At 70.8% G+C, this 22,371-nt stretch carries 27 protein-coding genes and 1 tRNA gene; 15 read left to right on the top strand and 13 right to left on the bottom strand.

The annotated features are described in order from the left end of the window. Window positions 1-30: 30 nt before the first annotated feature. The 9 genes from AMK21_RS03275 to AMK21_RS03235 form a co-directional block, all read right to left on the bottom strand. Window positions 31-1,413, bottom strand: coding sequence for a DUF1254 domain-containing protein (locus AMK21_RS03275; RefSeq protein WP_199863093.1), 1,383 nt, complete (start codon window positions 1,411-1,413; stop codon window positions 31-33). Window position 1,414: 1 nt separating this feature from the next. After that, on the bottom strand, window positions 1,415-1,861 hold the full coding sequence (locus AMK21_RS03270) for a DUF7144 family membrane protein (RefSeq protein WP_073873922.1): 447 nt from the start codon (window positions 1,859-1,861) through the stop codon (window positions 1,415-1,417). A gap of 140 nt (window positions 1,862-2,001) precedes the next feature. Further along, window positions 2,002-2,220 (bottom strand): hypothetical protein, encoded by a 219-nt coding sequence (locus AMK21_RS03265; RefSeq protein WP_073873920.1) that lies wholly within the window; start codon window positions 2,218-2,220, stop codon window positions 2,002-2,004. A 227-nt stretch (window positions 2,221-2,447) separates the two neighbouring features. Continuing rightward, window positions 2,448-3,089 (bottom strand): GNAT family N-acetyltransferase, encoded by a 642-nt coding sequence (locus AMK21_RS03260; protein WP_073873918.1) that lies wholly within the window; start codon window positions 3,087-3,089, stop codon window positions 2,448-2,450. Between the two features lie 218 nt (window positions 3,090-3,307). After that, window positions 3,308-3,709: a TraR/DksA family transcriptional regulator gene (locus tag AMK21_RS03255; protein WP_073874254.1), complete on the bottom strand. Its 402-nt coding sequence runs from the start codon at window positions 3,707-3,709 to the stop codon at window positions 3,308-3,310. Between the two features lie 74 nt (window positions 3,710-3,783). After that, window positions 3,784-4,029, bottom strand: a complete 246-nt coding sequence (locus tag AMK21_RS03250) for a hypothetical protein (protein ID WP_073873915.1) — start codon at window positions 4,027-4,029, stop codon at window positions 3,784-3,786. Between the two features lie 520 nt (window positions 4,030-4,549). After that, a complete protein-coding gene (locus AMK21_RS03245) occupies window positions 4,550-5,323 on the bottom strand; it encodes a type II toxin-antitoxin system death-on-curing family toxin (RefSeq protein ID WP_073873913.1) in 774 nt (257 codons plus the stop codon). A 568-nt stretch (window positions 5,324-5,891) separates the two neighbouring features. Next, the gene (locus tag AMK21_RS03240; RefSeq protein WP_073873911.1) at window positions 5,892-6,557 is read right to left on the bottom strand and encodes a YdcF family protein; all 666 of its coding nucleotides are present in this window, start codon (window positions 6,555-6,557) and stop codon (window positions 5,892-5,894) included. Next, the gene (locus AMK21_RS03235) at window positions 6,554-7,348 is read right to left on the bottom strand and encodes a GntR family transcriptional regulator (RefSeq protein WP_073873909.1); all 795 of its coding nucleotides are present in this window, start codon (window positions 7,346-7,348) and stop codon (window positions 6,554-6,556) included. Before AMK21_RS03235 ends, AMK21_RS03240 begins: the two co-directional genes overlap by 4 nt. Before the next feature lie 142 nt (window positions 7,349-7,490). On the opposite strand from AMK21_RS03235, the gene AMK21_RS03230 reads away from it, so the two are divergent. The 12 genes from AMK21_RS03230 to AMK21_RS03175 all read left to right on the top strand — a co-directional run bounded on the left by AMK21_RS03230 (window position 7,491) and on the right by AMK21_RS03175 (window position 15,274). Further along, window positions 7,491-7,823 carry a hypothetical protein gene (locus AMK21_RS03230; RefSeq protein ID WP_007452857.1) on the top strand — a complete coding sequence of 111 codons (333 nt, stop codon included), beginning with the start codon at window positions 7,491-7,493 and terminating at the stop codon, window positions 7,821-7,823. A gap of 2 nt (window positions 7,824-7,825) precedes the next feature. After that, entirely contained in the window at window positions 7,826-9,178 is a 1,353-nt protein-coding gene (locus AMK21_RS03225; protein ID WP_073873907.1) for an FtsK/SpoIIIE domain-containing protein, read from the top strand. 87 nt (window positions 9,179-9,265) lie between these two features. Beyond that, window positions 9,266-9,463 carry a hypothetical protein gene (locus AMK21_RS03220; RefSeq protein ID WP_073873905.1) on the top strand — a complete coding sequence of 66 codons (198 nt, stop codon included), beginning with the start codon at window positions 9,266-9,268 and terminating at the stop codon, window positions 9,461-9,463. A gap of 80 nt (window positions 9,464-9,543) precedes the next feature. Continuing rightward, window positions 9,544-10,233 (top strand): DUF2637 domain-containing protein, encoded by a 690-nt coding sequence (locus AMK21_RS03215; protein WP_073873903.1) that lies wholly within the window; start codon window positions 9,544-9,546, stop codon window positions 10,231-10,233. Between the two features lie 18 nt (window positions 10,234-10,251). After that, entirely contained in the window at window positions 10,252-10,437 is a 186-nt protein-coding gene (locus AMK21_RS03210; RefSeq protein WP_073873901.1) for a hypothetical protein, read from the top strand. A gap of 3 nt (window positions 10,438-10,440) precedes the next feature. Next, window positions 10,441-10,629, top strand: a complete 189-nt coding sequence (locus AMK21_RS03205) for a mobile element transfer protein (protein ID WP_030119692.1) — start codon at window positions 10,441-10,443, stop codon at window positions 10,627-10,629. 16 nt (window positions 10,630-10,645) lie between these two features. Further along, window positions 10,646-10,972 carry a SpdD protein gene (locus tag AMK21_RS03200; protein ID WP_073873899.1) on the top strand — a complete coding sequence of 109 codons (327 nt, stop codon included), beginning with the start codon at window positions 10,646-10,648 and terminating at the stop codon, window positions 10,970-10,972. A gap of 94 nt (window positions 10,973-11,066) precedes the next feature. Further along, window positions 11,067-11,249, top strand: coding sequence for a hypothetical protein (locus AMK21_RS03195; protein WP_073873897.1), 183 nt, complete (start codon window positions 11,067-11,069; stop codon window positions 11,247-11,249). A 182-nt stretch (window positions 11,250-11,431) separates the two neighbouring features. Further along, complete coding sequence (locus AMK21_RS03190; protein WP_073874252.1) at window positions 11,432-12,523, top strand: DNA cytosine methyltransferase; 1,092 nt, start codon at window positions 11,432-11,434, stop codon at window positions 12,521-12,523. Continuing rightward, entirely contained in the window at window positions 12,520-13,932 is a 1,413-nt protein-coding gene (repSA, locus tag AMK21_RS03185) for a replication initiator protein RepSA (protein WP_073873895.1), read from the top strand. Before AMK21_RS03190 ends, repSA begins: the two co-directional genes overlap by 4 nt. Next, window positions 13,929-14,117 carry a helix-turn-helix domain-containing protein gene (locus tag AMK21_RS03180; RefSeq protein ID WP_030118376.1) on the top strand — a complete coding sequence of 63 codons (189 nt, stop codon included), beginning with the start codon at window positions 13,929-13,931 and terminating at the stop codon, window positions 14,115-14,117. Before repSA ends, AMK21_RS03180 begins: the two co-directional genes overlap by 4 nt. Next, a complete protein-coding gene (locus tag AMK21_RS03175; protein ID WP_073873893.1) occupies window positions 14,117-15,274 on the top strand; it encodes a tyrosine-type recombinase/integrase in 1,158 nt (385 codons plus the stop codon). The genes AMK21_RS03180 and AMK21_RS03175 overlap by 1 nt, the downstream gene beginning before the upstream one ends. Window positions 15,275-15,342: 68 nt before the next feature. Here the strand turns inward: AMK21_RS03175 and AMK21_RS03170 are convergent. Further along, window positions 15,343-15,417: transfer RNA gene (locus tag AMK21_RS03170), tRNA-Val, on the bottom strand. Between the two features lie 218 nt (window positions 15,418-15,635). On the opposite strand from AMK21_RS03170, the gene AMK21_RS03165 reads away from it, so the two are divergent. The 3 genes from AMK21_RS03165 to AMK21_RS03155 all read left to right on the top strand — a co-directional run bounded on the left by AMK21_RS03165 (window position 15,636) and on the right by AMK21_RS03155 (window position 18,243). Then, on the top strand, window positions 15,636-16,436 hold the full coding sequence (locus AMK21_RS03165; RefSeq protein ID WP_073873891.1) for a DUF4097 family beta strand repeat-containing protein: 801 nt from the start codon (window positions 15,636-15,638) through the stop codon (window positions 16,434-16,436). Between the two features lie 84 nt (window positions 16,437-16,520). Beyond that, the gene (locus tag AMK21_RS03160) at window positions 16,521-17,978 is read left to right on the top strand and encodes a hypothetical protein (protein ID WP_073873889.1); all 1,458 of its coding nucleotides are present in this window, start codon (window positions 16,521-16,523) and stop codon (window positions 17,976-17,978) included. 58 nt (window positions 17,979-18,036) lie between these two features. Beyond that, complete coding sequence (locus AMK21_RS03155; RefSeq protein ID WP_073873887.1) at window positions 18,037-18,243, top strand: FmdB family zinc ribbon protein; 207 nt, start codon at window positions 18,037-18,039, stop codon at window positions 18,241-18,243. A 36-nt stretch (window positions 18,244-18,279) separates the two neighbouring features. Here AMK21_RS03155 and AMK21_RS03150 read toward each other — a convergent pair whose 3' ends face one another. From AMK21_RS03150 to AMK21_RS03140, 3 genes are read right to left on the bottom strand one after another with little or no spacing between them, the layout of a single operon-like run. Then, entirely contained in the window at window positions 18,280-18,939 is a 660-nt protein-coding gene (locus AMK21_RS03150; RefSeq protein ID WP_073873885.1) for an O-methyltransferase, read from the bottom strand. A 56-nt stretch (window positions 18,940-18,995) separates the two neighbouring features. Further along, window positions 18,996-19,820 carry an HAD family hydrolase gene (locus tag AMK21_RS03145; RefSeq protein WP_073873883.1) on the bottom strand — a complete coding sequence of 275 codons (825 nt, stop codon included), beginning with the start codon at window positions 19,818-19,820 and terminating at the stop codon, window positions 18,996-18,998. Next, window positions 19,817-22,348 carry a phosphoribosyltransferase gene (locus AMK21_RS03140; protein ID WP_073874250.1) on the bottom strand — a complete coding sequence of 844 codons (2,532 nt, stop codon included), beginning with the start codon at window positions 22,346-22,348 and terminating at the stop codon, window positions 19,817-19,819. Before AMK21_RS03140 ends, AMK21_RS03145 begins: the two co-directional genes overlap by 4 nt. Window positions 22,349-22,371: the final 23 nt, after the last annotated feature.

The following is a 22,371-nucleotide window of genomic DNA, read 5'->3' as shown; positions in this document are numbered from 1 at the left end:
CCCGCCGTCACTCCGCGTCGCGACCGGTTCCTATCCCTCGGCCCGCTCGACGGCGGGAATCTCGTAACGCCCGTCCAGGACGGAGGCCCCCGGCGTGTACAGCCGCAGCATGGGCCGGAAGTCCCCGGCGGGCGCGGGAAGCCAGTTCGCCGCCCGGGCCGGGTCGGCGGGCCGGGCGTGGGACAGGTACAGGGTGAGCGAGCCGTCGTCGGCGTGGACGAGGCCGGGCGTACGGTCCCCGATCGCGTACCGGTCGGCCGGGTTCTCGACGAGGTAGTGGTCCGGGGTGCTGTACATGGTCACCGACCAGAACGACTCGACGGGCGGCGGCTCCGGGAAGCGCAGGACATAGGAGTGCGCCCCGTTCAGCTGCCGCCCCTCGCTGTCCTGGAAGGTCTGGGCGTACACCGCCTCGTACCCATGGTTCCCCCAGAGCTCGATCCGGGCCGCCACCGCGCGGGCCAGGTAGGAGGCCTCCCGGTCGGCGATCCGCCACTGCGGCGAGTCGATGGTGCCGACGCCGAAGTGGTCCAGGTTGTAGTCGAACAGGTGCGGGTCCGTGTTCCAGCTCCCCGGCCCCCGGCCCCCGCCGCCCGTCCCGGCGCGGCTGACCCCCTCGACCCGGGCCCGCCCCCGCTCAAGTCCCCTCGTCAGCGCGTCCACGAGGGCCGGGCCGGCGGCGGCGTACGGCGAGGGCCCCTCCTCCAGCAGCCCCAGCGGCTGGAACCGGTCCTGGTAAGCCTGATCGGCCGCGGACGGCGGGAAGTCGGCCATCCACACCCGCAGCTCCTCGAAGAACCGCAGCTCCTCCGGAACGCCGGGTTCGGGCGCGGGGAGCCCGGTGCGGTGGGGTCTGCCGTCGAGCGGGTCGAGCGTGAGCCGCTCCTGGAGCGCCCGGACGCGCGGCAGGTCGCCGGGCCCGTCACAGGCGTAACGCCCCACCACGGTCACCACGGAGGTGGGCGCGTCGAGGACCCCGCGTACGCCGTCGGGGACGCTGCCCGCCCAGCCGGGCGGCACGATCAGCCACTCGCCCTCCGCGGTACCGGTGGCGCGGCGGCCGACGTACGCGAAGTTGTTCGTCCAGGCGTCGATGAACTGGAGCACGTAGTACGCGCCGCCGCTGTCGGGGACATGAAGGCGCAGCGGCCCGCCGGACAGATCGAGCTGGGCGATGGCGTAGACGGTGTCGTTGTTGACGGAGACGAACTCCGTACGGTGGTCGGCGAGCTGTTCGGAGTGCGCGAACCGGTTGAAGGGCGCGGCCGCCATCCCCCCGAGCCCGTCACGGAGCGAGGTCCCGACCATGGAGAGGTCGTAGACCAGGGGGTACCCGTAGACGTACGCCTCGGCGGCGAGGTCCACGAGGTCCGCCCCGATGCCGTCGGCGTACGTCCCGGTGGTCTCCGCCACGTCAGAACGCCGGCTCGGAGCGGTCGGTGCACAGGGCCCAGATGATGAAGACGTCGATGGCGATGGTGACGATGGCCCAGATCGGCGTGTACGGCAGCCACATGAAGTTGGCGATCAGGTTCAGGGAGACGAGGGCGATGCCCACGGCCCGGGCCCAGGTCGCGCCCTTGAGGATGCCCCAGCCGACGAAGATCAGGACGACGCCGAGGATGAGGTGGATCCACCCCCATGTGGTGACGTTGAACTTGAAGACGTAGTCGTTGACCGCCGCGTACACATCGTTGGTGGCGATCCCCGCGACGCCCTTGATCACTCCGAGGACACCGTCGACGAGGAGCAGGAAACCGGCGAACAGCGTCCCGCCACCGGCCCACGAGGTGCCGGGGTCGGCGCCGGATGCGGCGGGGCGGGAGGTGCTGCCGGGCCTCGGTGCGGAGGGCTGGGACATGAGGACTCCTTGGCCGGGACAGGCATGGGTGCCTGCGGTCCTGACCTGCGCTGATGGTGCGTGCAGATCAGATTCGACGTTCCCTGAGGCCTGGTCGGCCAGCCACTTGGACGCACCCGCTCGGGTGGCGGCTCACCGGCTCACTCCCATGTGTCGAGGTCGCCGCCGCGCCATTCGATCAGCCCCGGCCGGTCCAGCTCGACGGCCTGGTCCGGCCCCGGCGCGAACCCGGCGGCCCGCAACAGGGCGGCCACCTCGCCCCGCCCGTGCGCCAGCCCCACGATCTGCCCGTGCACGGTGACCCGCCGCCCTCCGGTCGCGGAGGGCGGATAGACGATCACAGGCGGGTGCGCGGCCATGTCTCCACGGTGCCTTGGGGGTCGCGGGAGCGCATCCCGGGAGGCCCCACCCCGGCCCCGCACGGGGCTCACGCCCAGCCGTGTGCCCCCTCACGCTTGGGCCTGAGTGCGGCAAGCCCTTCCGGCCCCCTACTCGCTCACGCCGACAACGCCCCAGCCCCGCCGGGAGGCCTCGGCGACATGCACGGGGCCTTGGGCCGAGTACGGATACAAGAGGCGACCGCGCCCTACGGGCCGAGCAGCAACGCCTCCGAGCCCACCGGCCGGAACCCGGCGGCCTGGAACGCCCTGATGCTGCGCGCGTTTCCCGCGGCCTGCTGGGACCAGAGGTGCTCGCCGTCGGGCACCAGGTGGCGGGCGGCGGTTGCCAGGGCCCGCCCCAGGCCCCGGTGCCGGGCGTCCTCGTCCAGTTCTACGGCTACCTCCCAGCGCCCCGCCACCCCACGCCCGAGGACCAGCACCCCACCGTCGACCGTCCACATCCGCACCCCGTCGCGCCGCCTGCGCGCGCTCATGACCCGGGGATGTACCGGGTCGGTGACCTCCCGCAGGGCCGGCGGAGGATCCCCGGGGAGAGCGGGCGCGACCGTGAGGAGGTCGATCGTGTCGGTGGTCCGGCCGGTCCGCTCCAGGAACGCCTGCAGGAAACGCGGATGCATGGTGGCCGCCAGCGCATCGCAGTCCAGGGACGCCAGGGTCGCGTGGACCCACGCGGGGTCCTCGTCGGTGAACACCACCGAGTGCGCGGTGAAGGCGATCACGCCACTGTCCCGCCCGCTCGGCGCCGTCACCACGGTGGTACTCCCGTCAGGCGCCGGAAACCGGCCGCGCGCGGCCCCGTCCAGGATCTCCGCAAGGGTCTGCCCCATGGTTGTGCCCTTCCCCGTTACGTTGCAGCGTGCCCGCACCCGCAGGGTCGCCGCCACCGCCGCGCTGCTTTCCAGCGCCCATCATGGAGCACGTATCGCGCCACGGTCCGCGGCGGGGGACGAAGACGTACGCGACCTGTGTCGACCGACAACTGCGGGTAGGCGGCCGGTCATTGCTCAAGGGTTCACGGTCACGGCCCCGGGTCGCACAGGCACGCTCAGCGGCGACGCTCCGCACTCCGGTCCGCGCAGCCGACGCAGGTCGGAGCCGCCGGCCGTACCTCCAGCCGGGCGGCCGGAACGGGCTCTCCGCACACCTCACAGCGGCCGTAGTCGCCGCTCGCCAGCCGATCCATGGCCAGGTCCAGCTCGGCCAGGTACTCACGCGCCTGCGCCAGCAGGGCGGCGACGTGCGCCCGCTCGAAAGCGGTGCTGGACCCCTCGGGATCATGCTCGTCGTCAACGGCGACCAGGGCGTTCGCCTCGACGATCGCCTCGAAGTCACGGCTCAGCGCCGCCATACGCTCGCTCGTGCCAGCGTGTTCCGCCACGAGCCGCTGCCGTACCGCTTCCTGTTCGGGCGGCGGGACATCCGGATCACCACGGCTGTTCTCGGTCACCCACTCCACAACGCCGGGCCGGGTGCGCCCATTCCACACGGCTCCCTCCACGCGTCCGCTACGTCGACACGACGCTACGAACCCTCGCTGAAGCGGACGGCCCAGGCGTAACCGCTCAAGGTGTCGTGCGGGACCTTCCGCACCTCTCTGACCTGGCAACCGTCGTGGGCGTACTTGAGCGCGAACCGGTCGAGACGCTGCGCGTCGGTGAGCTCCTCCATGGACAGCGGCGCCCCGACCACGATGTCCTCGTGGAGGACATCACCGGGTGCGGTGCCGTCCGAGCATGCCGAGCAGTGATGCGTTCTGGGTAGGGCCATACCGCCAGTGTGCGCCCTGCGCGGACACTCCGTTCACCACGGAGGCCGGGCGGACGGGAGACAATGCGGTGGGACGCCGCCCGCGAGAAGGCGCAGGCCCCGACCGTGAGGGTCGGGGCCTGCGTGAGTCGCGCTGGTGGGCGCGGACGGTTTCGAACCGCCGACATCTGCTTTGTAAGTTCGGCCGGGCGCCGCTGCGGCCCCCACCTCCCGCCACCGCGACGGCCGGACAGGAACGCCCACGTACGCCCCTGTCCAGCGTCGTTGATGTCAGCGGTAGATGTCAGAGACCTTCTGATCCGTAGCTCTAGCCGGATCGGTCAGCGGTGGTCATTCCGGCCGCTACTCAACTCCGGAGAGGTAGTGGCGTACGGGGGCGGTTGCTGTGGTTGCGGTACTCCGCTGCTGTATGACCGCGCCAGGCAAGGCTAGCCCCGGCCGGACTCAACAGGACTCGGTCGCCTAACCGACCATGAGCTCCCGGATAGCTGAACATAGGAGCGCGGGGCAGGCAGGGCCCCTATGCATCAGCGAGTCGTTCCAAGAGATCGCGATACTCGCTCACGAAATTGTCTACCGCGTTGTCGATGTCGTAAAATTCTCGACTACTGCCGAGCTTATCCAGCTTCAACCTTCGGCGAATCTTCTTAATTTCCGAAACGGCGACATCGAAGTTCTCCCTCGGATACCCCGTTTTCACCGTCAGCGACCCCCGGCGAATTCTGATGAAGTTATTTTCGTGCGCGTCGAAAGTGCAGCCGTGGGCAATAAGGAGCCTGCGGAGATCTTTGAAGCTCATCACGTGATCTCCGAAAGATTTTCGTTGTATTCTCTTCCGGATCCAAGCGCTTAGGGATCGCACCTCGGACTCAGATTCTCGCACCTCCGTCTTCCCGATGGGGAAGGTGCCAGCCACCACCGACGTCGCCATCTGATACAGGTCTTCCTCGGTGGTGTTGCAGAGATCGAATCCGTTACGCTCCAGTGAGACCAGGGCGCACACTAGAGCTGTACGCTTATTCCCATTCTCGAAGGCATGATTTTTGGCGATTCCATAGAAAAGAGTAGCCGCCTTCTCGTGGGGCCTTTCGTACTTAGCCCGATAGATACCGCGATTATCTGTCATTCCGGTATTCTGGCGCTCTACAGCCGATGAGAGCTTATTTTCGTCGAGTGGCTGCTCTCCACCGAAATCTTTGGATCCTAACGCGCTCTCCGTCAGCTTCTTTCGGATCGCCAGAACTTCTTCCAACGTGAGAGAAATTCGGTTCCCCGCATAGTTGGTCTTTGCCATAAATTCCTTCTTCGGTCGTACAGGCGCGTTACGGTCTAGAGGCAGCCTGATTTTGGCACGACGCGGGCGACCTGGAAGGGGGTTTGGCTGTTTTGGCATCGCCCTTGTCTCCAGTCACCCTCTACTCACCCCGGCTCCCATCCCGTCCGCCTTCGACCCACACTCCGTGGAGCGGTCGTGGTTCAGGGCGTCAAGGTGGAGCGCGCCACTGTACGAACGACCTTGACGCCCTGGGCCGCGACTGCTCGGCTCTGCCTGGGTCGAAGGTGGTCGGGATGGGAGCCCCACGACGCTCGCCCCGCTCCGGCCGGCACTCGCGAACGGCGCCCCGTCCCATCCCGGAGTCTGAGCGCCCCCGCCGGAGGCATCCTCTTGAAGCCGCGGGCTTGGTTCTCGTCTCATGCCCCACGGGCCTATCCACTGCGGGCGCGCGTCGGCGGCGGCAGCGCCGAGCGGGCCGAAGGCAGGAGCGCGGGCGCAGCCAGAGCCGGGAAGCGCGCCCGGCGGAGCGGAGCGCAGCCGGGTGCCTTGATGAGGTAGAGAAACCTGTAACAGCTCTCGGCATCGGTCAAGCGGAGGGCGAATCGGTGGCCAGGAGTCGGCTGGTGAAACCGGCTTGGCGGAGGCGCTGGTACGCCTCGGATACGTCGGCAGGTACGGGCTGGCTGATCATGAATCCCTGATCCGGGTAGATCATCAGGCGCTGCAATGCGCCCATAAGCATGTCGATCACCAAACGGGTGTCGCCGATGGAGTCCACGTACTCGTCCAGGGTCATCGGCGTCGAAGCGCTGACGATCTCCACCTCAGGCCACAGCTTTCGGGCAGTGGCGTACGCCCGCCGCTCCTCGTACGGCTTGCTGATGAGGAGAACGGAGGCCACCTCGACGCCCTCCTCCTCCAGCACTTCCCGCGAGAAGCGGATGTTCTCACCTGTGTTGCGCGCTCTCGGCTCCACAAGGACAGCCGCACTGGGAACACCCAATTCGAGTGCCCGCTCTCGGTAGTGGACAGCTTCGCCCCGGGGCATTCGCGTCCGGGTTGTGGGGCTCGTGGCCCCCGTGAAGAGCAGGAGCGGCACCATCCCACGCTTGTAGAGATCTACCGACGTGTCAGCGACTCCAAGGTCATGACTGCCGAGCCCGATAGCAACGGAGCAGGGTTGAAGGGTGTGGCCCATCTGGTGGTAGCTCCAAATGCGCCGGGCGTCTTCCCAGTCCTGTGTGGAGATCACTTCGGGTCTTCCTTGTCCGTCGCCGAGTCAGGTACTTGGAACTCGTATTCCCAGGCGAAGCGCGATGCCGCGTGCACCCCAATGGCGACCTCCACGACCGTGCCATCGGCCGTGTACGTCGTCCGGTGCAGTTCGACCACCGGTTCGCCCGGCGGGAGCTGAAGAAGCTTTGACTCGTCCGCTGTGGCCGGCCGAGCGAAGATCCGTTCCTTCATATGGTCGATCTCGTAACCGGCGTCATAGAGCACCCGGAACCCTCCACCCCGGCCGGCGGGCCCGGGAGTCGGGTCAACGATGCGGGTTCCCTCGACATGTTCGGGCCGGTAGTAGCTCGTCAACGTGTGGGTGGGCTGGTCGCCTTCCTTCACAAGTCGCGCCCGTGCATACACCTCAGCTCCTGCGGGCAGTCCGTGCGCTTCCGACACGGCGGGGGGAGCCTCCACAAGGCTGACAGTCTGCGTCTGCTCGTTCCGGCGGTATGCACGTCCACTTGCTACACGGTCCGCGATGAACGCCACCTCGTCGCCATCCCGCCACTTGGCCTTGTCGTACCGGGCGACGCCGAGACGCTTGAGAGGCGCCTGCTGGCGCACGACCGTGCCATGCCCTCGGGATGAAGTGACCAGACCTTCGGCTTCGAGCGCCTTGTAGGCGGCGTGAACGGTGGACTTGGAACCCTCGCCCGCCTCCACAAGCACCCGAATGTGCGGAAGCTGCTTACCGGGAGCGTAGTCACCACGCCGGATCTGTTCAGCCAGCTTGTCTGCCAGCTCTCGCCACTTGGGCGCCATCCCGAACCCCTCTCGTCAGAACTAAGTCAAACACAGTCCCAGGACTGCGGGTCATTATCTTGCTTAGCGGCTCGCAGTCCCAGGACAGTGAGCCTCTGAGGGTCCACTTTGGGCTGCTCCACATCAATCCAGGGAGTATCAGATGCCGTCGTTCAAGATCGACGTTTCGACCGCTGTCGTGTTCGTGGCGACGCCTCCGACGCCGAAGCTCGTGAGCAAGCAGACCGGTGAGATCGCGATCGACCGGGAGACCGGTGCCCCGCTCGCGACGGTGGGTCTGCTGGTCGCGGACGAGGGGGAGGGCAACCTCTACCAGGTGACCGTGCCGAACACGGGCGTCCCGGAGAACCTGGCCCCCGGCACCCCGGTCACGGTCGTCGGGCTCAAGGCCCGGGACTGGGAGAACACGTTCAACGGCCAGACCCGGCACGGGATCAGCTTCCGCGCGGTCGCTGTGACCCCGCTGGGGGCCTGATCATGTCGGACCTGTCCACGGTGATCGAGGTTGCGGGGGCCTTATCGGCCGCCGGTGGCCTCGCCTACGCCAAGGCCCGGTCTCCTCGGGTGTTCTGGTCGCTGGTGGGCGCCCCGGTTGCCCGGGTCCGGTTCGCGGTCACGTACCGGGCGACGATGGATGTGTGCGGGTTGACGGTCCAGCCGTCCCGCCTGCGGGCGTTCATGGTCCGCAACGTGGCCCGCCGGCAGGATGTCCAGCCGGTTCCCCCGCAGGTTCGCCGGGTCCGCTACTCGACCACGGGGATGCGGGCGATCCTCCGCCTTCCCGCCGGTCTGGAGCCTGCCGATGTCGCCGCCGCCTCGGAGCGGTTGCGGCACGCCTGGGGTGTTCAGTCGGTGCATGTGGTGGAGGTGAAGCCTGGGTTCGTGGAACTGCGGATGACCGGCTACGACGTGCTGCGCCGGGTGAAGATGCCCCGCCGCCTCCCCCGCAACATTACCGCCGGCCCGCTGGTCGTCCCGGTGGCTCTGCGGGAGGACGGCACCGCCTTCGTCCGGGACTACCAGAAGATCCCGCACGCCCTGACGCTGGGTGCGAACCAGTCGGGCAAGTCGATGTATCAGCGCAACCTCGTGGCCGGCTTGGCCAAGCTCCCGGTCGGCCTGGTTGGCATCGACTGCAAGCGGGGTGTCGAACAGCGCGGGTACGCGCCCCGCCTCTCCGCCCTCGCCATTACCCCCGACGAAGCATCCGGCCTACTGGAAGCCCTCGTGGGCGAGATGGAAGAGCGCTTCGACCTCCTCAGCGACCACGGCGTCTCGGACCTGTGGGGCCTGCCCGCCAAGGTGAGGCCGGTGCCGCTCGTGGTCCTGGTCGACGAGGTCGCGGAACTCTTCCTCGTCTCGGCCAAGAAGGACGAGGACCGGCGGGACCGGATGGTGACGCACATGATCCGGCTCGCGCAGATGGCCCGCGCGGTCGGGATCTACCTGGAGGTCTGCGGGCAGCGCTTCGGCTCCGACCTCGGCAAAGGCGCCACCATGCTCCGCGCCCAGCTCACCGGCCGTGTCGTCCACCGCGTCAACGACAAGCAGACCGCCGACATGGGCCTCGGCGACATCGCCCCCGACGCCGTTTTCGCGGTCACCACCATCCCCCCGGACCGTCCCGGTGTCGCGGTCGCCGGGGACTCCTCCGGCGGCTGGTCCCGCATCCGCACCCCCGCCATGACCCCCGCCGAAGCGGTCGCCATCTGCCGCGAGTACGCCCACCTCACCCCGCACCTCGCCGCCCTGGCCCCGTACCGGCCCGTGGTCCCGGCCGCGCCGGCCCCGGGCTCGCCGCTCCTCAAGCCCCGCCCGGCAACCAGCTAACTCCCCACCCCGCACAGCCGGTTGGCGCGACCGTCTCGCGTCAGGTCCCTACCCCGCCCATGCCTGGAACCGGAAGGAACCCCCGCCATGGCCACCAAACGGACCACCACGAAGACCCCGACCACCACCGCCCCCGCCCCGGCCGAACCGGCCTCGTGTCAGCCGTGCGGCGGGACCGGGAACGTCGCGATCACGGTGCGGGTCGGACGCAAGCGCCGCCCGGTCGGCCAGCAGGACGGCCTCTGCCTCAACTGCCTCGGCTCCGGCACCGACCCCGACGCCTGACCACCCCTCGCGCCCCGGTGCCCGGCGGCGGCCCCGTTCCCCGCCCGGCACCGGCCCACCCCTGAAAGGAGGTGAATCCCGTGCCCCGCATCCGCATCGACGCCGTACTCATCCAGGCCGTCATCGCCGGCGCCCTGTCCTTCGCCCACCTGCACGACCTGGCCGAAGCAGCCGGACAGGACGGCTGGAAAGCCTGGGCCTACCCCGTCAGCGTCGACCTGCTCCTCGTCGCCGCCTGGCGACGCATGCGCACCACCGCCGACAACCGCGCCGCCTGGGCCTGGTTCATCATCGCCCTGGCCGCATCACTCGGCGCGAACGTCGCCACCGCCGGACTCCTCGACCTGGGCGACGTCCCGGCCTGGCTCCGCATCCTCGTCGCCGGCTGGCCCGCCCTCGCCTTCCTCGGCGGCACCCTCCTCGTCCACAGCCCCACGGCTGCACCGACCGAGACCGACCCCGCCCCCGTGGTAGCCGCACCGCCGGTCTCTCCGGCCGCTGAACCCGTCCCGGCCGTAACGGTGGAACGGGCTCCCGACCCGACCCCCGAACTCCCACCCGTACCCGCCCCTGAGACAGACCCGGCACCGGTACCCGTCCCGGTCACGGCACCGACTGTGCCGGTTCCTCCGGCGCTGCTCGACCACGCCCGGAAGCTGGCCGACACCCACCGCGCCACCACCGGCCACCGCATCGACCCCGCCACCCTGCGCGCCCGCCTCGGCGTCCCCGCACCCCTCGCCGACGCCATCACCGCCCAACTCGACTGATCAGAAAGGGACAACAGCATGGCCCCGCTCAACTTCAACCGCCCCGCCGACTACCTCAATGCCGCCAGGGAAATGGCCGACTCCGGCCGCCCCACCCTGGCCCGGCTCCTTGCGGAAGAGGCCGCCGACCGCACCACCGACCCGGCCGAAGCCACCCGCATCCGCGCCGAGTTCCCCGGCAACAGCCTCCGACAGGAGGACTGACCCATGCCGCGCCCGAACCGCTTCACGAACGTGCTCCGCATCGGCCCCGTCCAGGTCGGCACCCACTACGACGGCCGGGGCCGCACCAAGCACGTCGCCGCCTGCACCGCCCCCGGCTGCGACTTCTCCGCCGACTACCACGGCCGCGCCGCCGCCGAACTCGCCGCCCGCACCCACCGCTGCAACCCCTGACAAGGAGGCCCCACCCGTGTTCACCCCGAAGATCCCGCCCCCGGACACCGCACCCACCCCGGCAACGTCCCTCGTCCCGCCGCTCACCGGCCTCGTGCACCCGCCGGCCTGCACCTGCCACACCACCGCTCCGGCACCGGCTCCCGTGGCTCCGCTCGCCCGGCCGGCCGTTCAGCTCACCCCGGGCTCGCTGGTCGTGGCCGCCGCCGGCGGGACCGCCATGGTCCTGGTCATCGGCTCGGTCCTCGTCTCGATGCTCCTGGCCACCGCGATCACCGCCGCCTCGGTCGCGATCTGCGCCGTGGTCCTGCGCTCGCTGCTCAACCGCCCGAACAACCGCTAACCGGCCCCCGGGGCGGCCTCAACCGCCAAGTTTCCGCCGCCCCGGGCGCCCAACCCACTTCCAGATCCAACGGACCCGAAAGGGAGATCCCATCATGCCCCAGCACACCCCGCCCCGGCCGATCTGCGGCCACTGCGACGGCTTCCCCACCGTCACCATCACCACCGGAACCCGCACCCCCGACGGACAGCGCCAGACCATCACCGCCCACTGCCCCGCCTGCCACGGCACCGGCCACACCACCCCCACCCGCGCCCACACCCGGATCGGGGCCTGAGCGCCATGGCCCTCCTGGACTGGAGCGACAAGAAGCACTTCGACCCCACCGGCGACAAGCCCTGCGTGCTCTGCGACAAGCCCACCCCGCTGCGCTCCGACCGGGGCAAGCCCGCCCACAAGGTGTGCGCCGAGGACTGGATCGACAACCACCCCACCCACGACGACCGCCGGGGGGCAGTGATGACCACCGCAAACACCACCGGCCTGGTCCTGGACCTGTTCGCCGGCCCCGGCGGCTGGTCCCACGGATTACGCGCCCTGGGCGTCCGGGAGATCGGGTTGGAGATCGACGCTGCCGCGTGCGCCACCCGCAACGCGGCCGGTCACCTCACGATCCGTACCGACGTCGCCACCTACCCCACCGGCCCCCTGGCCGGGAAGGTCGTCGGGCTGATCGGGTCGGCCCCCTGCCAGCCCTTCAGCAGCGCCGGCCTCGGCGCCGGACACGACGACATGCACCTGTGCCACCAGGCCCTGGACGACCTCGCCCGCTCCACCGACACCCGCTCCCTCCTGCGCACCGCCTGCACCGACCCCCGATCCCTCCTGGTCGCCGAACCTCTCCGCTACGCCCTGGACCTCCACCCCGAATGGGTCGCCCTGGAGGAAGTCCCCGCGGCACAGCCCCTCTTCGAGCACACCGCCCGCATCCTGCGCACCCGCGGGTACTCGACGTGGGTCGGCATCCTCAACGCCGCCGACCACGGTGTCCCCCAGACCCGCCGCCGTGCCGTGCTGCTGGCCTCCCGCACACGCACCGCGACCCCGCCCGAGCCCACCCACGCCGAGACCGCCCAACCGGAAACCCTCTTCGGACCGGGCCGGCTGCCCTGGGTGTCCATGGGCGAAGCGATCGGCTGCCCCACGGGAGATGTCATCACCCGCGGCAACCACACCTCCGGCGGCACCCGCTTCTCCACCACCGCCCCCGCGTGGGCCCTGACGGGTAGGGCCCGCTCCTGGACCCTGCGCGTCGGCAACCGCCCCCGCTCCACCCGCCGCACCCTCGACCGCCCCGCCCCCACCCTCCTGTTCGGCCACGCCCTCAACGACGTCTCCTGGTACGACGACCACGGCACCGCCGTCCGCCGGCTCGCCGCCACCGAAGCGGCCGTCCTCCAGGGCTTCCCCGCCGACTACCCGTGGCAGGGATCGCGCACCAAGCAGTTCGAGCAGATCGGCAACGCCGTACCCCCGCCCCTGGCCACCGCCATCCTCACCGGCCTCGGCCTCGGCGTCACCACCACCGGTGGTCTGGAGGTGGCCGCGTGAGCGACACCGCCACCATGGCGGGCCTGGACCCGACCACCCTGGGCGACCTGCTCCGGGTGGTCGGGGCTCCCGGCTTCGACCGCCTCACCGAACAACTCCGCCGCACCGGCGGCTGCTCCCAGCCCATCCACCTCACCGGCGCCACCAAGACCATCGACCGCACCACCGGCACCGTCCTGCACCACTACTCGACCGACACCGAACCGGGTGGACGCCTCAGGATCGCCTGCGGCAACCGCCGCGCCTCCCGCTGCCCCGCCTGCGCCTGGACCTACGCAGGCGACACCTACCACCTCATCCGCGCCGGACTCACCGGCGACCCCGACAAAGGCACCCCCACCACCATCCGCGACCACCCCAGAGTCTTCGCCACGCTCACGGCCCCGTCGTTCGGCCCGGTCCACAACCGGCCCGGCAACCGCACCTGCCGCTGCGGCACCCGACACCCCGAGGACGCCCCGGAGCTGGGCACACCGCTCGACCCGGACACCTACGACTACGCGGGGGCGGTGCTGTGGAACAACCACGCATCCGACCTCTGGCGCTACTTCACGATCTACCTCCGCCGCGAAATCGCCCGCCGAGCCGGCCTCACCCAGAAAGCCGCCCGCGAACAGTCCAAAGTCTCCTTCGGCAAGGTCGCCGAGTACCAGAAGCGCGGGGCCGTCCACTTCCACGCCGTGATCCGCTTCGACGGACCCGACGGCCCGGACACCCCGCCCCCCGCCTGGGCCACCCTCGACCTCATGGACGACGCTATCCGCGCCGCCGCCGCCCGCGTCCAAGTCGACGTGCCGGCCAACCCGGAAGCCGGAATCCACGAGGGGTGGACGTTGCGGTGGGGCACACAGCTCGACGTACAGCCCATCGGCGCGTTCGGCAACGGCGAAGACCTCACCGAACAGGCCGTCGCCTCCTACGTCGCCAAATACGCCACCAAAGCCGCCGAGACGACCGGCACCGTGGACCACCGCGTCGGGAACAAGGAAGCCCTGGTTCTCCTCGACGTGCCCGAGCACCCTCGGCGGCTGATCGAGGCGTGCTTGGACCTGCACCACGCCTATCCGGATCGCAAGCTGCGCGACTGGGCCCACATGCTCGGCTTCCGGGGCCACTTCTCCACCAAATCGCGCGCCTACTCCACCACCCTCGGCGCCCTCCGACAGGTCCGGGCCGACTACCGCGCCGCCGAACAACGCGCCGCCTTCGGCCTCCCCGACCCCGACGACCACCCCGAAGCCACCACGCTCACGCTCGCGCACTGGACCTACGCCGGAAACGGCCACACCCCCGGCGAATCCTGGCTCGCCGCCAACATCCACCGCGACATCCAGCACAACCGCGACACCGCCCGCGAACACCGCGCCGAGCTGCAAGACCAACTCGCTCTGGAAGGAGCCGCATCGTGACCACTGCCACCGCCGAACTCCTCACCGTGCCCGAGGTCATGGCGCGGCTGAAGCTCGGACGCTCCACCGTCTACGACCTGATCCGCTCCCGCCGGCTGGTCTCCATCACCATCGGCCGGGCCCGGCGCATCCCCGCCGACGCTGTGCGGGACTTCATCGTCAACGAGATCGAGGAAGCCGCCTGATGCCTCCCCAGCGCAAGCGCAACCCGAACGGCGCGGGCACCATCACGAAGCGCAAGGACGGCCGTTATCAAGCGGCGGTCTACGTCCTCCAGCCGGACGGCACCCGCGCCCGGAAGTTCGCCTACGGCAAGACCTGGGCCGAGTGCGACGCCAAGCGCCGTGACCTGCTCGCCAAGGTGGACCAAGGCGTGCCCGTGCCCACGCGGTCGGCCAAGCTCTCCGAGTGGCTGCCCTACTGGCTGGAGAACATCATCAAGCCGCGCCGCAAGCGCACGACCTACGCGAAGTACGAGACGCACATCCGCCTCTACCTCGCGCCCATGCTCGGCTCGAAGCGCCTCGAATCGTTGAGCGTCGCTGACGTCCGGCGCTTCCTGGTCCGGCTGGAGCAGCAGACCACCGCAGCGACCGCCAAGGAGTCCCACCGCGTTCTGCGTACAGCGCTGACGGCTGCCTGCCGGGAGGAACTAGTCATGCGGAACGTGGCGACCCTTGTGGAACCGCCCTCGGCAGAAGCGCGGGACCTCTCCCCCTGGTCGCTCGACGAGACCTTGACCTTCCTCACCGCCGCCCGGAAGGACCCGCTCTACGCGGCCTTCGTCCTCGCCATCGCACTCGGCTTCCGCCGTGGGGAGATCGTCGGCCTTCGATGGGAGAACGTGGACCTCGACAAGCGAGAGATCCGGGTCCGCACTCAGCGGCAGCGTGTACGCGGCGAGGCGTACGAGGACGATCCCAAGGGACGCCGCAGGAAGCAGACACTGCCACTGCCTGCCCTGTGCGTCGCTCCGCTCCGCTGGGAACGTCTGAGGCAAGCGGCCCTGCGTGAGGCTGCCGGTGATCAGTGGGAGGAGACCGGCTACGTCTTCACCACCCGCTCCGGCCGGCCGATCGAGCCACGCAACCTGTACCGCTCGTTCACCCGGGTCGCCAGCACCGCCGGGCTCCGTGTGATCCGGCTGCACGATGCCCGCCACGGCTGCGCAACCCTGCTGACCGCCGCCGGCGTCGCTCCCCGTGTCGTGATGGAGATCCTCGGGCACAGTCAGATCGCAGTGACGATGAACATCTATGCCCACGTCGTCCAGGACACCCAGCGCGAGGCCGTGAGTCACCTCGACCGCATGTTGAAGCGGCAGCGGCCCGACCGTGGGTGACCGCGCCCGTTGATGTCAGAAGTGGATGTCAAAGACCCCCAGCCATGATCGGCTGGGGGTCTTTGTGCTGGTGGGCGCGGACGGTTTCGAACCGCCGACATCTGCTTTGTAAGAGCAGCGCTCTACCCCTGAGCTACGCACCCGTGGATGAGGCAACAGCGTACATGGGCCCGGCCCCTGGTCATAAACCGATACGAGCCCCGAGCTGCGGGGGCCGGGTGCGGGTGGGGGGATAACCCCACCCCCGAGACGGTAGCCGTCCGGATGCCCCTGACCGGGCTCCGGTGCATACGGTTTGCAGTACACCGGCAGCGACGGCCGGTGGCACCGTCCGGCTGTACATCCTGGGGGACCGATCATCGTGGACATCCGTACCAGCGCACCGACCCGCAAGCGCAGCGAGGCCCCCGGCCGGGTGCTCGCCGCGGGGGGCGGGGTCGCGCTGCTCGCGCTGGCTCTCACCGGGTGCGGGAGCACCGACGTCGATGACGCGCCCGTGGAGCGCACGTCGTTCGCGTTGCAGGGGAAGACGCTGACCATCGACGCCGAGGACTCGACCGTGACCCTGGTGCCGGCCGATGTGGACGAGGTCGAGGTGGAGCGGCAGGTCGACGGGTGGGTGGTGCTGGGGAGTGGGCCCGATCCCGTCTGGAAGATGGAGAACGACACCCTGACGCTTCGGGTGAAGTGCGACGCCATGATCAACAACTGTGCCGCGCGCCACGAGGTGAGAGTGCCCCGCGGGGTGACCGTGAGGGCCGACACGGACAACGGTGAGATCACCGCGAGCGGGTTCGACGCCCCGTTGTGGCTCTCCGCCGACAACGGCGACATCGTCGTACGGGATTCCGGTGGAGCGCTCGACCTCAAGAGCGACAACGGGTCCGTCCTCGCCGAACGGATAGGCACCAAGTCCGTGGTCGCCCGTGCGGACAACGGCGAGATCCGGCTGGGGTTCAGCGGCGTGCCCGATCTGGTGGACACCGTCAGCGACAACGGGAGCATCGTCATCGATCTGCCGCAGGGCGGACAGAAGTACGCCGTGAACGCGCGCGCCGACAACGGGGAGGTCACCGTCGGGGTGCCACGCAGCGACCGCAGCGCCCATGTGGTGAAGGCCCGCAGCGACAACGGGGAAGTGAAGGTTCGAACAGCGAACTAGAACCGCGAACTATCGGGCCCGTGTGTTCGTCCTTACCTGGTGGGAGAATGTACCGGCAGGGGCGGAACAGCACGGGAGAGGGATGTGACGGCGACACACACGCGGCCAGAGGCAGGAGCGGGTGGGAGTTCCGCCGTCGAGAACGTTTCCGGTGCCCGGGGCGGGAGCCGTGAGCGGCGAGCGCCCGGAAGGCAGACCGGCCCGGCAGGCCCGGCGGCCCAGGGGCTCCGGGACGTTCTGGCCCTCGTGCTGCTGCCCGTGCCCCTGCTCGTCGCCGCGCTGCCCGCCGCCTTCGCCGGAGGCGGTACGCGGCGGTGGTTCGGGGGGCGTGGGGAGAGCCAGCGTGCCGAGGCCCAGGCAGCAAGGGACGCGGCGGCCGAGGCCTTCTACGAGCTGGACACCGCCCAGCGTGACCTCAAGATCTCCATCGAGACGATCAACGCCGTCGACAACTCCCCCCGCGGCCGCAAGGCGGCCGAGGACTTCGCCGCCCTGGGGCGGCGGATCGACGACGTCAGCCACGCCTACATCACCGCCGTCGACGCCCACGACCTGGACCGGGACGATCTGGAGCCCTCCGTCGCCTCCAGCGCCCGCACCGAGCTGACCCGGGCCAAGGACGATCTCGTACGGGTCAAGGGCGAGCTGGACCGGTTCGGCCAGGGGCTCGGGACGCTGCTGGGCAGTGCGGAGACCCAGCTCGCCCGGCTCGCCCCCGCCGTGGAGCGGGCCCGGCAGGCGCTGCTCGGCGCGAGCGACGCGCTCGACGCCGTACGGGCGGCGGGCCTGCGCGCCGATGAGCTCGCGGCCCGGCTCGCCGCCCTCGCCCCGGAGCTGACCAAGCTGAACCAGGGCGCGGGAAAGCACGGGGTCGCCGAGACGCTCCAGCGGGCCGATGTGGTCCTGCGTGATGCGGAGGCCCTGCGGGCCGAGGCGGAGCGGCTGCCGGAGCGGGCCGCCGAGATCGACCGGCGGCTGGTGTCGCTGCGGACCCGCGCCCAGGCCCTGACGACGCGGGCCGGCTCGGTGGAGCCGGTCCTCAGCGAGCTGCGGCGCCGGTTCTCGGCCGCCTGCTGGCAGGACCTCCAGCCGGTACCGGAGCAGGCCGCCGTCAACGTGAGGCAGGCGGAGGAGAAGCTCGCGGAGGCGGCGAAGGCCCGGGACGAGCAGCGCTGGGCGGATGCCACGTCCCGGCTCTCCACGGTCCGCGCCCTGCTCAACGCGACGGACGAGGCGGTCTCCGCCGCCGGGGACCGGTTGCAGCGGCTGGACGCCGTGGCGAAGGACCCGCAGCAGGAGATCGAGCGGACCCGGTTCGCCGTGCGGGACGCGCAGCGCCTCGCCATGGCCGGCCGGCACACGCCCGACCCCCGGCACGCCCGGCCGCTCGACGACTCGGTGGCGCGGCTGGACCGGGCCGTCGCCGGTCTTGAGGGCCGTCACCCCGACTACTGGCACTTCCTGAGCGAGACCGAGGCCGTGCGGCAGACCGCCGCCCGGGTCGTCTCCGACATCCGCGAGGAGCGCGGCGGCGGCGCTTGAGCCCGCGCAGTCCCAGGAGACCGTAGCCGCCGGGCGGCGATGGCTCTAGCCTGGGACCATGCCTCGCTATGAATTCCGCTGCCGCACCTGCGGAGACACGTTCGAACTCAGCCGTCCCATGGCCCAGTCCTCGGACCCGGCCACCTGCCCCGCCGGCCACGACGACACGGTCAAGCTGCTCTCCGCCGTCGCCGTGGGCGGCGCCGCCGCGTCCGCACCGTCCGGTGGCGGCGGAGGCTGCTGCGGCGGCGGTTGCTGCGGCTGAGCCCGGCCGCTTAAAGGGCAGAAGGGGGCTCGCGCGCTACTTCTTGCGCGCGAGCGTCAGGCCGTCCGCCACCGCCAGCAGCACGCTGTCCATCCGGGCGTCGGCGCTCACGTGGTCGTTGAACTCCTTGATCGCCGCCGCCGACCCGGTGGCCCGCGGGTCCGTGACACCGCCGTGGAAGAGCACGTTGTCCACAGCGATCACGCCGCCCTGCCGCATCCGGGGCACCAGCTCCTCCCAGTACCCGATGTAGCCGCCCTTGTCCGCGTCCAGGTAGGCGAAGTCGATGTGCGGCTCGGCGGGCATCGCGCGCAGGGTGTCCAGGGCAGGGGCGACGCGCAGGTCGATCCGGTCCGCGACGCCCGCCTTCTCCCAGGCCTCGCGGCCGTACGCCGTCCACTCCTCCGAGATGTCGCAGGCGGTCAGCGTGCCGTCGGCGGGCAGAGCCTGGGCCATGGCGAGGGCGCTGAACCCGGTGAACGTGCCGACCTCCACCACATGCCGGGCGCCCACCAGCCGGACGAGGAAGGCCAGCAGCGGGGCCTGCTCCTCGGCCGACACCATGCCCGCGTGGTCGGGGAAGCGGGTGTACGTGGTCTCCACCAGCTCCCGCTGGACCGGATCCAGCGGCGGGTTGTGGGCCAGCATGTACGCGTACAGCTCGGGAGTGATCGTGGTCTCCTTGCCCTTGGTCATGCCCCCCACCCTTCCCTGACCCGCGCCTTCGCGCAGCCGAACCCACGCAACCGGACTCACACGGCCGAAGCCGCCAGGAACCGGCGCAGGATCTCCTCCCCCGCGGCCCCTCCCCGTTCCTCCAGCGCCACGACGTGCGGGGCGCGCCAGTCGTTGTCGGCCAGTTCGCCGTGGCCGGGGCGCCAGCCGAGGTCGGCGGCGAGCAGCAGGTCGGCGTCGAGGAGGGAGTCCCCGGCGGCGAGGGTGCGGGTGGCGCCGGAGCGGCGGACGACCTCGTTCATGGCGGCGCTCTTGGTGAGCGGCACGGGGACCGCGTAGATCTTGCGCCCCTGGAGGGAGACGGTCCAGCCGCGCTCCTGTGCCCAGACCGCCAGCTCCTTCACCCACTCCTCGGGGAGCAGGGAGCGCTCGACGACCAGATAGGCGAAGAGGTTCTCGGCCACCCGCTCCTTGAGGAGCCAGGCCGGGTCGGCGGTGGTGGCGAGGTGGGCGCGGATCTCGGTGAGGGGGGCGCACGCGTCGGCGATGCGGGCCTCCACCTGCGCCTGCCAGTCCCGGTCGGAGACCCCGTCGACCAGGATGTGCCCGCCGTTGGCGCAGATCGCGTACTGCGGGGCGGGGCCGGGGAGATGGATGCGGTGGTACTGCTCGCGGGTCCGGGTGGTGGTGGGCACGAAGACCGTGGAGCCGGCCACCTCGGCGAGAAGGGCGGCGGCCGTCTCCGTCATGTACGAGAGGGGCTTGTGGCCGTACACCTCGACGCAGAGGAGTCGGGGGGCCTCCGCGTCCGGCATCGCCAGGTCGAGTGCGGCCGCCGAGTAGATGAGCGTGCGGTCGAGGTCGCTCGCCACCAGGGTGGCGGAGCCGTTCACAGCGGTCATGCGCCCTGCACCGCCTTGCCGTCCGCGCCCGTCGCACCGCGCGTGAACCGGGGGTGGATCAGACCGACACAGCTGTACGGAAGGTCGTCGACCTCCTCGACCGGGACGCCGCGCTGCTCGGCCAGCAGGCGGATGTGCTGGAGGTCCGCGCCCGCCCCGCGCTTCGCGAGGATCTTCCAGGGGACCCGGCGGAGCAGGACCCGGGTGGTCTCGCCGACGCCCGGCTTGACCAGGTTGACGTCGTGGATGCCGTACTCCTCGCTGATCCGCTCGACGGCCGCCCAGCCCTCCCAGGTCGGGGCCCGGTCGGCGGCGAGCAGCTCCTTGGTCTCGGCGTCGACCTGGTCCGCCACCTCGTCGAAGCGCGCGTTCACCGCCGCCAGGAAGTCGCCGGAGACGTCGGATTCCGCCAGCTCGCGGTAGAACTTCGCGCCGTGGAAGTCGTCGGGGCCGACCAGGTCGGCGCGGAGCACCGTACGGGAGATGAGTCCGGAGACCGTGGAGTTGAGGCAGGCCGAGGGGATCAGGAAGTCCTCGCGGGTGCCGTACGTACGGACGCAGCCGCCCGGGTCGGCGAGCACCGCGATCTCCGGGTTGAAGCCGGCCGGGCCCGCGGAGCCGCCCGGTCCGCCCGACGCCTCGAACTCCTCGATCGCCGCAGCCAGTTCGCGGGTGATCGCACCCTTCCCCGTCCAGCCGTCGACGAACACCACATCGGCCGGGCCGTGGTGGGCGGCGAGCCAGCGCAGGGCGGTGGCGTCGATGCCCCGCCCCCGGACGATGGAGATGGCGTAGTGCGGCAGGTCCAGGCCGTGCCGATGGCGGGCCCAGTGGCGCATCAGCACCCCGACAGGCGTTCCGGCGCGGGCGAGCGAGACGAGGACCGGGCGCGGTCCGCGTTCGGCGAGGACCGTCTCGGTGACGGTGCCCACCGCACGGGCGATGCGCGCGGCGGAGGCGTCCAGGGCGGCCGTGAACAGAGCCTGGTACTCGGCGCTCGGCTGGTACTCGACGGGCAGCGACTCCGCGTAGTGCGCGCCGCCGCTCTGGATCGCCTCCTCGCGCTCCTCGGTGGGCGCCTCCAACTCGGTGTGCGAGAGGTCCTGAAGCAGCCAGCCGACGTCCTCGGGCGTGTAACTGGAGAAGTCGGGGCCTCGGAGGGGCTCGGGCAGCACGGCGGGCTCCTGGACAGGTAGGGGGGCGTACGAGGGGACGACCGCGAGGAGGACCTGGCCGGTGTGGGCCGCCAAGCGGGTCAGCAGGCCGTCGGGGGCGTGCAGTTCGGGGGTGTCGGCGGTGGAGTCGACGACGGCGACCACCGCGTCGAAGCCCGCTTTCGCCACGTTGTACGCGTACCGGTCGCCGGGCCCGTCCGCCGGGTCGTCGTGGGCCGGGAAGACGAGGCGGGTGCGTATCGCGTAGCCGGGGTCGTCGACGGCGAGGACGGGCGAGCGGGTGGTGGTGGAGTAGCGGACCTCGGCGCCGTCCTCCCCCAGCGCCGCTTCCAGGGCGGTGCCCAGGCGCAGCGGCGCGTACATCAGCTCCTCGAAGCCGAGGACGAGCACGCGGCGGACGTTACTGCCCAGGGCACCCGCGATCCGCTCCGCCATACCCGGGAGTGCCGCTTCGAGCGTCACCCGGTGGGCCGGGGTGAAGCCGTGCCGGCCGCCGTCGGGGACGCCCGTCGGCCACTCCAGGTCGACCCGGGTGACGGGGGCGAGGGCTGCGGCAGCCTTCTCCGCCTGCCCCGCCTGCCCCGCCTGCCCTGCCTGCTCTGCCTGCTCTGCCTCCTGGGCCGCGACCAGGGCCTGGCCCCGTTCCAGTACGCCTTCGGGGAGCGTGACCGTGCCAGTGGAGCGGGTCACCAGGTCGACGCGGGCGCTGATCTCGGCGGCGAAGGCGGTCAGCCGGTCGCGGTCCCCCGCCGAGCGCATGTCGACCAGCGCGACGATGACGTACCGCTCGCGCGGGTGCGACTCGTGCAGGGCGCGGATCGTGTTGAGCACGGTGTTGCCGGTGGAGAACTCGTCGTCGACCAGCACCAGGGGGGACGCCTCCGCTCCCCCCGCCAGCAGCTCCGGGTCCTCCGGCAGCAGCAGGTGCGAGGTGGCGTGCGAGTGGGCCTCCTCGAAGCCCCCCGCCTGCGCGACGCCCGCGACGGGCCGCCGGGTGGAGTGCAGGTACGGGGCGTCCCGCAGACCGTCCGCGACGGCGTGGCCGAGGCCGGTGGCCGTTTCCGCGTACCCGAGGACGACGGCGCGGCGGGCGTCCTCGGTGCCGAGGAGCGCCCGTACGCGCTCGCCGAGCCCGTACCCCGCCCCGTACACGACGGAGGGCCTCTGGGGCACATGCTTGCCCAGCACGTTGGAGACGAGCAGGTGGGCCCGCTTGGGGTTGCGCCGCAGGGCGAGGCCCAGCAGCTCCCGGAGCTCCCCGTCGCCCTCCAGGGCCACTCCCAGCCGCTCGGCCACCCAGTCGCCCGACCACACCACGTCCACGGCCTCTTCTCTCCTCACGCGCTCGCTCATCGACACGCGCTCACCTCGCCCGC

The sequence above is a fragment of the Streptomyces sp. CB00316 genome, from assembly GCF_001905595.1.
GTDB lineage: Bacteria > Actinomycetota > Actinomycetes > Streptomycetales > Streptomycetaceae > Streptomyces.
The sequence above is the reverse complement of the archived record's forward strand: the minus strand, read 5'-3'. Positions and strand labels throughout refer to the sequence as shown.